The organism is Nocardia vermiculata NBRC 100427 (genome assembly GCF_001613265.1).
GTDB classification, from domain to species: domain Bacteria; phylum Actinomycetota; class Actinomycetes; order Mycobacteriales; family Mycobacteriaceae; genus Nocardia; species Nocardia vermiculata.
The window spans coordinates 38019-51538 of record NZ_BDCA01000018.1 but is presented as its reverse complement, the minus strand read 5'-3'; the positions used below and the strand labels follow the sequence as shown (position 1 = coordinate 51538).

12 protein-coding genes are annotated in these 13520 nt (G+C 66.6%); 5 read left to right on the top strand and 7 right to left on the bottom strand.

What is annotated here, in order from left to right; translation table 11 throughout:
* The first annotated feature begins 1 nt into the window (after position 1).
* The gene (locus tag NV2_RS19095) at positions 2–1600 is read left to right on the top strand and encodes a B12-binding domain-containing radical SAM protein (protein WP_168436142.1); all 1599 of its coding nucleotides are present in this window, start codon (positions 2–4) and stop codon (positions 1598–1600) included.
* 25 nt (positions 1601–1625) lie between these two features.
* Here the strand turns inward: NV2_RS19095 and NV2_RS19090 are convergent, their stop codons facing one another.
* Positions 1626–2891, bottom strand: a complete 1266-nt coding sequence (locus NV2_RS19090; RefSeq protein WP_084475061.1) for an MFS transporter — start codon at positions 2889–2891, stop codon at positions 1626–1628.
* Between the two features lie 55 nt (positions 2892–2946).
* Here NV2_RS19090 and NV2_RS19085 point away from each other — a divergent pair, with 55 nt between their 5' ends.
* Positions 2947–3621: a FadR/GntR family transcriptional regulator gene (locus NV2_RS19085; RefSeq protein ID WP_067876295.1), complete on the top strand. Its 675-nt coding sequence runs from the start codon at positions 2947–2949 to the stop codon at positions 3619–3621.
* Between the two features lie 26 nt (positions 3622–3647).
* Here NV2_RS19085 and NV2_RS19080 read toward each other — a convergent pair whose 3' ends face one another.
* The 3 genes from NV2_RS19080 to NV2_RS19070 all read right to left on the bottom strand — a co-directional run bounded on the left by NV2_RS19080 (position 3648) and on the right by NV2_RS19070 (position 6963).
* Positions 3648–4499, bottom strand: coding sequence for a TIGR02569 family protein (locus NV2_RS19080; RefSeq protein ID WP_067876045.1), 852 nt, complete (start codon positions 4497–4499; stop codon positions 3648–3650).
* A 78-nt stretch (positions 4500–4577) separates the two neighbouring features.
* The gene (moeZ, locus tag NV2_RS19075) at positions 4578–5762 is read right to left on the bottom strand and encodes an adenylyltransferase/sulfurtransferase MoeZ (RefSeq protein WP_067876043.1); all 1185 of its coding nucleotides are present in this window, start codon (positions 5760–5762) and stop codon (positions 4578–4580) included.
* Positions 5763–5883: 121 nt separating this feature from the next.
* Positions 5884–6963, bottom strand: a complete 1080-nt coding sequence (locus tag NV2_RS19070) for a DUF3152 domain-containing protein (protein ID WP_168436141.1) — start codon at positions 6961–6963, stop codon at positions 5884–5886.
* A 282-nt stretch (positions 6964–7245) separates the two neighbouring features.
* Between NV2_RS19070 and fasR the strand changes: the two genes are divergently transcribed.
* A complete protein-coding gene (gene fasR, locus NV2_RS19065) occupies positions 7246–7908 on the top strand; it encodes an HTH-type transcriptional activator FasR (RefSeq protein ID WP_067876040.1) in 663 nt (220 codons plus the stop codon).
* Positions 7909–8039: 131 nt separating this feature from the next.
* Here the strand turns inward: fasR and NV2_RS19060 are convergent, their stop codons facing one another.
* The 3 genes from NV2_RS19060 to NV2_RS19050 all read right to left on the bottom strand — a co-directional run bounded on the left by NV2_RS19060 (position 8040) and on the right by NV2_RS19050 (position 10234).
* Positions 8040–8267, bottom strand: coding sequence for a DUF3107 domain-containing protein (locus NV2_RS19060; RefSeq protein ID WP_067876036.1), 228 nt, complete (start codon positions 8265–8267; stop codon positions 8040–8042).
* Between the two features lie 120 nt (positions 8268–8387).
* Positions 8388–9086, bottom strand: a complete 699-nt coding sequence (locus NV2_RS19055; RefSeq protein ID WP_067876033.1) for a ferritin-like fold-containing protein — start codon at positions 9084–9086, stop codon at positions 8388–8390.
* Between the two features lie 98 nt (positions 9087–9184).
* Positions 9185–10234 carry a polyhydroxyalkanoate synthase family protein gene (locus NV2_RS19050; protein ID WP_067876030.1) on the bottom strand — a complete coding sequence of 350 codons (1050 nt, stop codon included), beginning with the start codon at positions 10232–10234 and terminating at the stop codon, positions 9185–9187.
* Positions 10235–10681: 447 nt separating this feature from the next.
* On the opposite strand from NV2_RS19050, the gene NV2_RS19045 reads away from it, so the two are divergent.
* The gene (locus NV2_RS19045; protein ID WP_084475093.1) at positions 10682–12265 is read left to right on the top strand and encodes a DEAD/DEAH box helicase; all 1584 of its coding nucleotides are present in this window, start codon (positions 10682–10684) and stop codon (positions 12263–12265) included.
* Positions 12266–12291: 26 nt separating this feature from the next.
* The gene (locus NV2_RS19040; protein ID WP_067876027.1) at positions 12292–13509 is read left to right on the top strand and encodes an Rv3212 family protein; all 1218 of its coding nucleotides are present in this window, start codon (positions 12292–12294) and stop codon (positions 13507–13509) included.
* The last annotated feature ends 11 nt before the right edge of the window (positions 13510–13520 follow it).

Below are 13520 nucleotides of genomic sequence, written 5' to 3'. Positions count from 1 at the left end.
CATGCATCCGAACCGTGAAATGCAGGTTCTGGTCGTGAGCCCGCCGAACTCCAACACGGTCCTGGACGGCGCCACCTGCACTGTGACCAAGCCGGAGGAGCACACAGACTGGTCCGATTTTCCGAATCTGGGGATTCTCACCCTGGCCTCCGCGATCCGTGACGTTCCGGGCGTGCGGCCGGTCTACCTCGATGCCACGGTGATGCCGTGGGACGAAGTGCTCGCATATCTCGAAGAGCATGCAGCGCAGGTACTCGCCCTGTGCATCAGCGCGCTCACCGCGACCTACGAGGCGGGTCTCGACCTGTGCGCGGCGGCCAAGCGGATCGACAGCCGGATCATCACCATCGTCGGCAATGATCACATGACCGCACTGAGCCACGAATGTATGTCCCGAAGGGCGGGCGTCATCGACTACGGCTTCGTCGGCAACGAAGTGATCGGCAGCTTCACCGCTCTGATCTCCGCACTGCGCCGCGGCGAATCCGTCCGGCCGGAGAGGTACCCCGGACTCGCCACACGTGCCGACGGTCGCGTAGCGATTCAACCGCAGGCGACGGAGCCGATTTTCACCGCACTGGACTACAGCCTCCTCGACGCCGCATTCGACCATACGAGCCGCTACGACCTCAACTTCCGCAAGCGCGTCGTACCCACGTTCGCGCGATTGACCGGGCGGCAGGTACGAGCCGGTATGCCGGTCGAAATCGGCCGCGGCTGCATCAAGTTCGCTCGAAACGACGCCTGCTCGTTCTGCTCCATCCAATTCGGCGGGATGTGGCGCAATGCCGTTCCCGATGCCGCCGCAGCGTGGCATCTGCTGCACACCGCGTACTCGGAAAACTACGACTATCTGTATCTCACCGCAGACGAGCTGCCACTGACGTTCGGCAGATTATTGCGCGAGATGCTGGATTCACCGCCGCGGTGGTGGCGTGATCTCGCTGACGACGAACGACCGGTGCTGGTGGGTTACGCACGCGCCGACGGCCTCTCCGACGAACGGCACACGACGATGCTCCGCTCGCTCGGGGTCCGGCAGCTGATGGTCGGCCTCGATGCCGGCACCGCGGCGTCGTTGCATGCCATGAACAAGCCACTCACGCCGGTCCGCGACCGCGACTCGGCGTTTCGCGCCGAGAAGATGTTCGATCACAATGTGCGGGCTCTGCGCGCTGCCGGTAACGCCGGGCTGCTGCTCAAGGTTGGTTTCGTGGTCGGTCACCTCGGGATGAACGAACACCTGCTGCAAGAGAATGTCGATTCGATGAAAGCCCTGCTCGACTCCGGCGCCGGGGCCATCGCATCGCTGGATGTCGAGGTGCTCTCGCCCGAGCCCGGGTCCGCGGACTTCACCATGCTGCTCGATCCGGCCCGGGCCCGGACTCGTGGCGAAGAGCTCGGCTTGCCGCTGCCGGAGATGCGGCTGCACGAGAGGCACGCTCGGAAGTGGCGCGGAATGGATGTCATCGACCGAGAGCAGGCCATGGCGGACTACGTCGAATCGGTGATGCCCGGACTCACACTGAATGATCTCGCGCAGGCGCGCAACGAAGTGCGCAAGTACGGCGAGAGCATCGGGTTGACGATCGGAGGCTGAGCGGAGAGGAGGCGAATCCTGCCGCTCAGCTCCAGGTGTCCTCGAGCATGCGGGGCTTGCACGCCTGCCAGGCGCCCACCAGCAGTACCAGCACCGCGACCGACAGCAGTGCGAAGGGAGCGCCCCAGCCCCCGAACGCGCTGTGCAGTACGCCGAACAGCAGCGGACCCACGCAGGCCACGGTGTAGCCGATGCCCTGGGTGAATCCGGACAGTGCCGCCGAACCGGCCTGGGTGCGGGTCCGCAGATTGATCAGCGTCAGCGCCATCGGGAAGGTACTCGGCCCGAAGCCCAGCAGCAGTACCCACAACCACGGCGCGCTCATCGGCGCCAGCAGCAGCCCGGCGAAGGCCACGAAGAACGACACCGCACAGACCACCACCACCGGGAACGGATTGCGGATCCGCGCGGTGAACGAGGGTGCGGTGAGCGCGGAGACCAGGCCGATCGCGGAGAAGAAGGCCACCATGGTGCCACCGAAGGCGGCATCGGCTCCGGCATCGGCGAGGATCTTGGGCAGCCAGGTGAACATCGCGTAGGTGTTGAGCGAGGTCATTCCGAACATCGCCGCCATCCCCCAGGCCAGCGGAGACCGGGTGATCCGGCCGGCGCGTGCCGGGATCTCGCCCGGAACGTCGGCCACCGCGGTGGTATCCACCCGGTCGCGGCCCTTGCGGCCGCGCAGTACACCGAACCACGGCACCGCGGCCGCGAAGCCGATCAGCGCCCACAGCCCGATCGACACCCGCCATCCGGCCGCATCGGCAACCGGCACCGCGATCAGCGCGGGAACGACGGTGCCGATCTGCACCATGGTGATGTACACCGAACTGAGCACCGCCAGGTGATCGGCGAAGTACCGTTTGACCAGCGGTGGAATAACAACGTTGCCGATGCCCATACCCGCCAGCGCCAGACCCGAGAAGCCCAGCAGTTCCCAGGTGTCGGGCACCACGGCGCGTACGAGCTGCCCCAGGCCGGCCATCAGCATCGCGACCAGTGCGGTGCGTTCCAGCCCGAGCCGGCGCACGAAGATCGGGGTGATCAGACCGGCCAGCGCGAACATGGCGGTCGGGATCATGCCGAAGACGCCGACGACCGCGGTCGAGTAACCGACATCGGCACCGATCCGCTCCGCCAGCGGCGTGAAGGCGGTGACGGCCACACGCAGGGTGAGCGCCGAGACCACGATGGCGGCCAGCACCAGGACCCGTCCTTCGGTCAGGGAACGGCGCTGGCGGCGCGCGGTACTCGTTTGCTGCTCGTTGGTGACAGTCACTCGGAAAATCATAGGATGATTGGATGAAAGTGGGCAACCAAATGTGAGGCGGAGTACTGTGTCGTCCGTGCAACCAGTCCGGCGCACCAGCCTCATCGCCCAGGTCACCGACCAGCTGCGCACTGAAATTCGTTCGGGGCGCTGGCCGATCGGCTCCCGCATCCCCACCGAACCGGAATTGACCGAATTAACGGGCACCGGTCGCAACACCGTACGCGAAGCGGTCCAAGCGCTGGTACACGCGGGGATGCTGGAGCGACGGCAGGGCTCGGGCACATATGTCATCGCCACCTCGGATCTGGGTGGCACGCTGACCAAATACTTCGCCGACGCCGTCGAACGCGATGTCCTGGAACTGCGGCAGGCCCTCGACGTGCAGGCCGCCCGGCTGGCCGCGTTACGCCGCGACGACGGCGATGTGCAGACCTTGCGCCAACTGCTCGAGCAACGGCGACAGGACTGGGACGACGGCAACCCGACGGCTATCGACACCGACGTGGCACTGCACCGGGCCATCGTGGCGGCCAGCCACAACGCGGTGTATCTCGAGTTCTACGATTCGCTGCTGCCGGTGATCGAGGATGTGATCCGCGCCCGCAACACCCGCTTCGGCGGCGACTACCACGACGAACACACCGAACTGGTGCAGGCGATCATCGACGGCGACGGTGACCGTGCCGCCCGCGCCGCACGGTGCTTCCTGAGCGCGTTGATCGCCGAGTACCCCGTACAGCCACACTGAGGTCCGCCGGCAGCCGAGCCGCGCAACTAGAGCATCAAACGGATCATATCCGCGGTATGCGCCAGTCCGGGGAACGCCTCGGCCGTCGACCGTGGATGCAGCGCATGCACGGCCAGCCGGAACATCACCGCACGCAGCAACATCTGTGGCCAGTCCGGCAGATCCGACCACCGGTCCAGCAGTCCCGGGTCCGCCCCGCCCCACGACAGCGCATCGACCACGATCACCCCGGCCGCCCAGGACGCCGGGCGCCAGTACGGGGTGATGTCGGTCAGGCCCGGAGACCGGCCGTCGGTGAACAACACGGTGCCGAACAAGTCACCGTGTACCAGCTGCGGGGGAACCTGCATCGGCTTACGCAGGGTGGCCAGCTGCGCGAGCATGTCGATGCTGCGACGGCCGTCGGGCGCGGCACCCGCGAGCATCCCGCCGGCCTTCAGCGTGCGCAGCGGGACCGACTCCCAGGCCGCGCGGTCGGCCGCGACGAAAACATCGACATCGACCCACGGCGCGATGGGCTGCTGGATCAGGAACCGCGGCCGCTCCAGGCTCGCGGTGGCGTGATGCAGCCGCATCGACACCGACACCACCTCGTCGTGGCGAGGCTCCGGGGTGCCGTCCAGATAGGTGTCGGCGCGCCAGCCGGAAACGACGTAGCGCCCGTCGGTGGCTCGTACCGGCCGCGCCAACCGCACCCCGTCCACCTGCAATGTCTCTCGCACCTTGGCCGACCACGCGGCGCGGGCATGATCGGCCACCGGGCTGAGCACCACATCTCCGCAACGCCATCCGCCGTCCCAGTCACCGAGGGCGACCGGCACCACTTCGCGCAGTCCGAAAGTGGAGCGCACATGCTCGGGAGGTTCGACAGATGTCACGGCCGTACCGTAACCCCACGAACTTGTCCACTCGAGTAACCACGCCGAGAACGACGCCGAGGTGAGACGGGGTCCCGATCAGTAGACAGGCAGACTCGGATCGACCTGATTGGCCCAGGCGACGATCCCGCCCTGCAGGTGGGTGGCATCGGCGAAGCCGGCACGCTTGACCGCGGCCAGCGCCTCCGCCGAGCGGATACCCGTCTTGCAGTGCAGCACGATCGGAGTGTTCTGCGGCAACTCGGCCAGCGCCTCACCGGACAGGATCCGATCCTTCGGAATCAGGGTCGCGCCCTCGATGCGGACGATATCCCACTCCACCGGCTCACGGACATCGATGATTGCGACGTCCTTACCCGCGTCGAGCATGTCCTTGAGCTCACGGGCGGTCACCGTCGAGCCGACTGCCGCGGTCTGCCCCTCCTCGGACACCACACCGCAGAACTCCTCGTAGTCGATGAGTTCGGTGATGGGCTCCCGCTCGGGATCGCGGCGCAGCTTGATGGTGCGGTAGTTCATGTCCAGTGCGTCGTAGATCATCAACCGGCCCAGCAGGGTTTCGCCGATACCGGTGATCAGCTTGATCGCCTCGGTAACCATGACCGAACCGATCGATGCGCACAGCACACCGAGCACGCCGCCCTCCGCGCAGGAGGGAACCATTCCCGGCGGTGGGGCCTCGGGGTACAGATCGCGGTAGTTCAGGCCGCGACCGTCGGGAGCGTCCTCCCAGAACACCGAGACCTGCCCCTCGAAGCGGTAGATCGAGCCCCAGACGTAGGGCTTGTGCGCCAGCACCGCCGCATCGTTGACCAGATAGCGGGTCGCGAAGTTGTCGGTGCCGTCGAGGATCAGGTCGTACTGTGAGAACAACTCGACGGCGTTCTCCGGCTCCAGCCGGAACTTGTGCAGCACCACCTCGACCCCGGAATTGATCTCCAGAATCGAGTCGCGCGCACTGTCGGCCTTGCTCCGGCCGATATCGGATTGGCCGTGGATCACCTGGCGTTGCAGGTTCGACGCGTCGACCTCGTCGAACTCCACGATGCCGAGTGTTCCGACACCGGCCGCCGCCAGATACAGCAGCGCCGGCGAGCCCAGGCCGCCCGCGCCGATCACGAGCACCTTGGCATTCTTCAAGCGTTTCTGACCGTCCATCCCGACGTCGGGAATGATCAGATGCCGGCTGTAGCGGGCGACCTCATCCCTGGTCAGCTCCGCGGCCGGTTCGACCAATGGCGGCAGGGACTGTGGTGATGACACGTCGCAGACTCCTCGAATCGAATTCGCCGTTAGGGCTGACGGGTGCAACGCCGCCGGCCGGGTCGTTCTTCCCGGGCCCGACTCTCAGGATGCCCCTGCTGCTCCACTCGGCACCACGGTGTCATCCGCGCGGGTAGGGCCAAGGATTGAAGCGGCACTTCTTGCCGTCCATGGGCACCACACCCTGCGGATCCAGCGTCGCGATGTCGTTGTTCCGGATACCGAAGGTCTGTTGCATCATGATCGGCGCCAGTCCCCCGTCGTTCTCGCACGGTTGATGTTCGTGGTAGCCGATGGCGTGGCCGACCTCGTGGTTGATCTGGTACTGCCGGTATGAGCCGATATCCCCCTCGAAGGCGGTGGCCCCGCGCACCCAGCGAACCTCCGAGAGCACCACCCGGCCCAGGTCGGAGTTGTAGCAGGAGGAATCGATCGGGATCTCGAATCCACACGAGGATTTCGTGGTCCGGCGCGAGGTCAGTGAAATGCGAAAATCCGGTTCACCCCGATCGACCCGGCGGAATCCGAACCGGTCGTCGTGGGTCCAGCTCTTGGGATTGGACAGGGTGGATTGGACCATGGTGGCGAGGGCCTTGTCACCACCGAACGAGGAGGTGTCGACCCCGTCCTCGACCTCGACGGTGTAGGTGAACAGGTGTTCGTGCGCGGCACCGATCTGTGGGGTCGTGCCCGCGACGACATGCCAGGTCCCGGCGCCGGCCTCGGTGAACGGGCCACCCTCGGGCAGTGCCCCCGACGACGGGTCACCCGCGAATTTGCCGTCCCCCTTGGGCGGTGCGCCGATGATGCCGGCCTTGTCGTTGTGCTGGCTCAGCCTTCCCATGGCCGGGATGTTGCTGCCGGAATTGTCGCCACCCCCCTTGACCGCGTCCACGAGCACCAGGACCGTGATGATCACCAGTATCGGAAGCGCGTAGGCGCGCCATCCGTAGGTCGAGACGAATCGGCCGATCGCGCTCTGTTTTTTGGTGTCCCGTTCCGGGCGGGGGCGATTACGGGAATCACCTCCGGTGGGATCCCATTTCGCTCGCAGCGGTTGATGCGAACCGGCCGGGGCCTCGTTCCGGGCCGGATCCGATTCGTTTCGACCGTTGCCGGAATACAAACCCAACGGGTCGTAGACGCCGGCGGGGCGGCGCGAATCAGGTCCGCCGGTCGATCTGCCCCGTTGGTCGCTCACCGGAACAGAGTCTCACAGCCCGCTCGAGCGCACCTACATCCCTGTCGTCGTGCCGTCCGGGTTGCGATGAATCTCACCACTGTGCGAGATTTCTCACGACGACCGGTTACTGACAGGTTGCCAATAAGTATGGGAAGTTGATCGAATATCACAAATGCAGGAACGGGATCGACTCGTATCCAAGTACACCGACCCGCAGCGCGGTGCATCACGAACGAGTATCGTTCGATGGATACCTCTGTACGTCCACGTTCCCTCCGGGAATCGATTGGGAGAACCGAAATGACTGAGCTCGTGGACCGGACGACGTCACGATCGTCGTCCGCGGCCATGGCACCGAGCAAGCGCGGAACCCGCCTACCCCGCGAGGCCCGCCGTGCCCAGCTGCTTGCCGCCGCCGGGGAGGTCTTCGTGCTACGCGGCTACCACGCGTCCGGCATGGACGAGATCTCGCAGTGCGCCGGCGTCTCCAAACCCGTTCTGTACCAGCACTTCTCGAGTAAGCTGGAGCTGTATCTCGCGGTGCTGCAGAACTACATCGACGCACTGGTCTCCAGTGTTCGCCAAGCGCTGCGGTCGACTACCGACAACCGGCAGCGCGTGCGCGCCGCCGTCGCCGCGTACTTCGACTTCGTGGATCACGAAACCCAGGGTTTCCGGCTGGTTTTCGAATCCGATCTCACCAGCGAACCGCAGGTCCAGCGTCGCGTCGAACAGGCCACCGAGGCGTGTGTGGACGCCGTATTCGATCTGGTCGCACACGACTCCGGCCTGGACCCCTACCGGGCTCGCATCCTCGCGGTCGGGCTGGTCGGCGCCAGCCAGATCACCGCGCGCTACTGGCTCGAGGCCGACCGGCCGATTCCGAAGGAGGAGGCCGTCGATACCACCGTCCAGCTGTGCTGGGGTGGCCTCTCGCGCATTCCGCTGTCCTCTTTCCGCTGACCCTCGGTCCGCGGGAAGCACGACGGTCCTGCACGACGAACGAAAGGCCCGGATCCGCAGTTGCGGATCCGGGCCTTTCACTGTCTGCTCGGCCGGGCGGCGAACCTGTGTTCCGGTCGGCGAACGGTGTCCTAGACCGCGGCGAAACCCACGCGGCCGCCGGAGGCGGTGCCGATCTCGACATAGGCGACCTTGTTCGCCTGGACCAGGTACTTGCGCCCCTTCTCGTCCTCCAGCGACAGCACACCACCCGAACCGTTCAGCGCGCCGGATACCAGCGCCTCGACCTCCTCCGGGGTCTGCGAGCTGGCGATGACCAGTTCCCGCGGGCTATCCGAAATGCCGATCTTGACCTCCACGGCCAACCTCCTAGAGTCCAGATGCTGTCGTGCTCAGGCTAATGCAGCGCACGCGATCGCGACGATGTGCCCGCCTGTGCTGTCAGCGAACATGCCACGGTCCGCAACGGGTGCCACGACCTAGCCCAGGCCGATCACGCGCATGCGCTCCGCGTGCGAATCCTGCATCCGTTCGAACAGGGCCGCAACGCCGTTCAGGTCGCCGGTCGCGGTGAGAACCAGTTCGGTCAGCTCGTCCCGCTGTGCCATCACATGCTGTGCCTGGGTGATCGCCTCGCCGAGCAGCCGGCGCCCCCACAGGGTGAGCCGGTCCCGCTCGGAACGGCTGTCGGTCACCGCCCGGCGCACCTCCTCGACGACGAACTCCGAATGGCGGGTCTCGGCGAGCACATCGCGCACCACCGCCGCCACCTCCGGCACCAGCGCATCGGAGAGAACGACGTAGAAGTCGGCGGCGAGCCCGTCACCTACGTAGAACTTCACCATCGATTCGAGCCAGGTCGAAGGATCGGTCGAGGCGTGATAGGCGTCCAGTGCCCGCACGAACGGGGCCATCGCATCGAATACGTCGACCCCGCGTTCCTGCAATGCCTGCTGCAGAGTTTCGAAATGTCCTATTTCGGCGGCGGCCATTTTGGCGGCCGCAACCTTTCCGCGCAGCGTCGGCGATAATTTCGCCTCCTCTGCCAACCGGTAGTACGCGGAGATCTCACCGTAGGCGAGGACCGCGAACAGATCGGTGACACCGAGATGGTCGGCGGGAATTCGAAGATCTGATTCGGTCGAAACACCCAGCGCGCCAGATGTGCTTGCACCCATGATCTCCAGACTAGTACCGACTCCCCGAACCGGTACCAGTGCGTCGACGTCTCACCGCGTCCGGCGACACCGCATCGGTGGTCGCGACCCGGGTGATTTCATCCCTGATCGGCGAGGAACTTCTCGATCTGCGCCCACGTGGTGTCGCGCGCGGTCAGGATCCCCAGGTGACTGCCCGGCGCGGTTTCGTAGCGCACCGCACGGGCACCGGTCAGGGTCCGCAACCCGTGCTGCACCGCCGCGGCCGGAGTGATCACGTCGGCGGTGCCACCGACGAGCAGCACCGGCGCAGTGACCTCGGCCAGTTCGACCGGCCGCGCCCCGATGTGCACGACGCCCTTGCCGATGTCGTTGGCCAGCACGAACCTGCTCCAGAGCTGGTTGTAGAAGCGGCCGGGATAGCCGGGCAGCGTCGCCTGGAACCGATCGACGGTCTCCATCCGCGCCAGCGTCGCCGCGTCGGTCAGATTGCTCGCCACGAACAGCGGGCGGCGTAGTTCACGTTCCCAAGCGGTGGCGCGGTAGGCGATGCGGGTCAGTGGGGCGGGGATACCGCCGCTCGCCCGGATCAGCGCCGAGACGGCACGTCCGCCGTCCAGCCGCGCCAGCGCCCGGGCCTGGGGCGCACCGTTGACCCGGCTGTAGTCCAGCGGAGCGCCGACCGCGGTGATCGAGCGAATCGGCAGTGCCGCGTCGGCGGCCGCGGTCAGCAGCGACAACACACCCCCGAGCGACCAGCCGATCAGATCCACCGGCGCCCCGTCACGATCGGCCGACACCCGCCGGACGGCCTCGGGCAGGATGTCGTCGAACCAGGTCTCGAAGCCCATGGCCCGGTCGGCGAAGCCGATCTCGCCGTAGTCGACCAGATACGGCCGACGCCCGATACCGAGCAGGAAGCGCGCCAGGCTCAGCTCGGGCCGCAGATCGAAGCAGCTCGCGGGGGCGGCCAGCGGTGGCACCAGCAGCACAGCGGCATCGTCGGCCGGTGCCGGCCCGGCGGGATCGACGTCGTAGCGCCGCAGCAGCCGGTGCGGTTCGTCCCACAGCACCGTCGACGGGGTGGTGACGGGAGCCTCGATTCCTGCACCGAAGGTCAGCGCCCATGCGTTGCGGGCCGCGATGCCCACGGTCTGTGCCAAGCTCACGCCGATCAACTTAACCTGTGACGACCGGTCTCAGATATGTGGGCCGAATAACTGTGGGCTGAATTACGCTGCGCCACAGCGCAGGACACGCGGGCGCGACGCGCCATACGACTGCGGGAATGAAGCGAAAAAGGTATCACGCTACAATATCCAGGAGCAACGGAAATTTTGGCTCGCACCGTCATATCGTGACCGGCATTTTCGACCGGCCGATCGAGGGCACGCGACAGGGGTTAACCGAAGCTCACAGAAAATGTGCGCGCACCGGATCCGCGACACCTTTTGCACCGCATCGGCAGCGTCTGCGATGACGAGAGTGCAGGTGGAACCCGCTGGATTTGCGACGGCCCGGAATTGCGGGGCCGATCACCCCTCGTGCGCGCGGGATGCGATTCACACGAGGAAGGCACGACGCTGAGTAAGCTCACCGTAGAACAAGAACCGGGATTGTCCGACACGCTGGTCACAGCGGAACTCGACGACACCCACACTCCCCCGACTTTCGCCGAATTGGGAGTGCGCGAGGAAATCGTGCGCGCATTGGGCGAGATGGGAATCGAACGTACATTCGCCATCCAGGAACTCACCCTTCCGCTCGCGCTGGCCGGCGACGACCTGATCGGCCAGGCCCGCACCGGCATGGGCAAGACCTTCGGATTCGGCGTTCCACTGCTGCATCGAATTTCCACCACCGATTCCGGCACCACCGCGCTGGACGGCACGCCGCGCGCATTGGTCATCGTGCCGACGCGCGAACTGTGCGTACAGGTCACCAAGGACCTCGAGAACGCCGGAAAGTATCTGAAGAACCAGCAGGGCCCGCTGCGCGTCACCTCGATCTACGGCGGCCGCCCCTACGACTCCCAGATCGCGGCGCTGCGCGAAGGCGTCGACGTGGTCGTCGGCACGCCGGGACGACTGCTCGACCTGGCCGAACAACAGCACCTGATCCTGGGCAAGGTGGGTGTGCTGGTACTCGACGAGGCCGATGAAATGCTCGATCTGGGCTTCCTGCCCGATATCGAGCGAGTGCTGGCAATGGTGCCGGAGAAGCGTCAGACCATGCTGTTCTCGGCGACCATGCCGGGGCCGATCATCACCCTGGCACGGACCTTCCTGCACAAGCCCACCCACATCCGGGCCGAAGAGCCGCACGATTCGGCGGTGCACGACCGCACTGCCCAGTTCGTCTATCGAGCCCACGCGCTGGACAAGAGCGAGATGGTGGCGCGGGTGCTGCAAGCCGAGGGGCGCGGCGCGACCATGATCTTCACTCGCACCAAGCGCACCGCACAGAAGGTGGCCGACGATCTGGCCGAGCGCGGTTTCGCGGTCGGCGCGGTGCACGGCGACCTGGGGCAGATCGCGCGCGAGAAGGCACTCGACAGGTTCCGCAAGGGCAAGATCGACGTACTGGTCGCCACCGATGTCGCCGCACGCGGTATCGATATCGACGATGTCACCCACGTCATCAACTACCAGTGCCCCGAGGACGAGAAGACCTATGTGCACCGGATCGGCCGCACCGGCCGCGCCGGACGCACGGGCGTCGCGGTCACTCTGGTCGACTGGGACGAGATGCACCGGTGGGCTTCCATCAACGCCGCCCTCGGTCTCGGCCTCGTGGAACCGGTGGAGACCTATTCCCGCTCCGAACACCTGCGTACCGATCTCGGTATTCCGGAGAACGCCACCGGCACCGTGCGGCGTACCCCTGCCGCGCGGGATGCCGACGCGGTCGTGGTCGAGCGCGAGCCGCGTGCACCGCGCAAACGCAACCGGCGGCGCACCCGCGGCGGCAAGGCGGTCGACGGTGACACCGCGGCGACGTCGGCCGATCCGGCCGCGACCGGCACCTCCGCCGACGACAAGGCAGAAACCGGTGCGGCACAGCATGTCGCAGCCGATCAGCCCGACGACGACAAGCCGGCCCGCCGGCGTCGGCGGCGGCGCCGCAAGCCCACCACCGAATCCGGCAACGATTCCGGTACCGCTGCCGCCGAGACGGATCGGACTGCCGCAACGGCCTGATCGGCCCATCGGTTAGTCTCGCTGACGTGCTCGCACCCGAGCGGCGGACGCGCGCCGACCTCTATGCCGCAGTCGCGATTGCCGTCGTCGTGGCGATCGTGGCTGCTGTCGTGTGGGTGAAAAGTGCTGCCCGCGGCACCGAGTCGCAACCGGCCGCCCACCCGGCCTCGGCCGTGTCCGCGGCCGACCGGCTACCGGACTCGCTCACCGAACGCTGGCATGCGCCCGACGGTGCCGCACTACGCGCGCTCACCGCGAGCGGTGTCGCGATCACCGGCGACGGCGGTACCGTGCGCGGGCTCGACCCGGTGGACGGGCACCAGCTGTGGCAGTACCGCCGAGATATTCCGCTGTGCGGTGTGGAGAGCCAGTTCGGCACCGTCGTCGCCACCTACCGCGACGATCGGGGCTGCAGTCAGACCACCATGCTCGGAGCCGGCGACGGCGCCCGGCGCACGGCCCGCAGCAGCTACATGGATTCGGAGCTGAGGCTGTCCACCGACGGCACCTACGTGCTGGCGCAGGGGCCGAAACGCCTGGAGATGTGGCGCTCGGATCTGGTGCGCACGCTCGAGTACGGCTACGTGGACGCACCGGTCAATCCGCACACCCAGCCCCGCACCGGCTGCGATCTGCTGTCCGCGACGGCGGGCGGCGGCAGGCTCGCGGTGCTGGAACGCTGCCCCGAGGAGACTGCCGCCCGATTGACGGTGCTGAATCCGGCACCCAAGGACGCCTCCACACCGGAGGAATACGGCTCGCACGTACTGACCGAGCCCGGTGCTACCGGCGCCGGTGCCCGTGTCATCGCGGTATCGGACAACCGGGTCGTGCTCTACCTTCCCGGAACCGGCGGCACGCCACCGGAATTCGCGGTCTACGACGCGTCGGCCAATCTGCTCACCACCCATCGGCTCACCGCGCCGATCGCCGACAACGCCATGGTGGTCCGGCTCGGATCGGCGTATTTCGTCTTCACCGGAAACAGCGTGATCGCGTTGAACGCCACCACTTTCGAACCGCAGTGGACAGCCGCGGACGCACTGGGCGCACCGGCGCTGGCGGCCGGAAGCATTCTGTTGCCGGTCGCCGACGGTATCGCAGCACTGGACCCCGCCACCGGAGCGGAGACGCGCCGAATCCCGCTGCAGCGCAGCGACTATAACGGTGAACCGATCTCGCTGGCAATGAGCGGCGACACCGTGCTGGAGCTGCGCGGCGGCCGCCTCTACGGCCTCGGCTGACCCGCCGCCCG

Excerpts from the sequence above, each read along its gene's own strand:
- NV2_RS19095 (WP_168436142.1), top strand. The coding sequence starts at position 2 with ATGCATCCGAACCGTGAAATGCAGGTTCTGGTCGTGAGCCCGCCGAAC.
- NV2_RS19090 (WP_084475061.1), bottom strand. The coding sequence starts at position 2,891 with ATGATTTTCCGAGTGACTGTCACCAACGAGCAGCAAACGAGTACCGCG.
- fasR (WP_067876040.1), top strand. The coding sequence starts at position 7,246 with ATGACTGAGCTCGTGGACCGGACGACGTCACGATCGTCGTCCGCGGCC.
- NV2_RS19055 (WP_067876033.1), bottom strand. The coding sequence starts at position 9,086 with ATGGGTGCAAGCACATCTGGCGCGCTGGGTGTTTCGACCGAATCAGAT.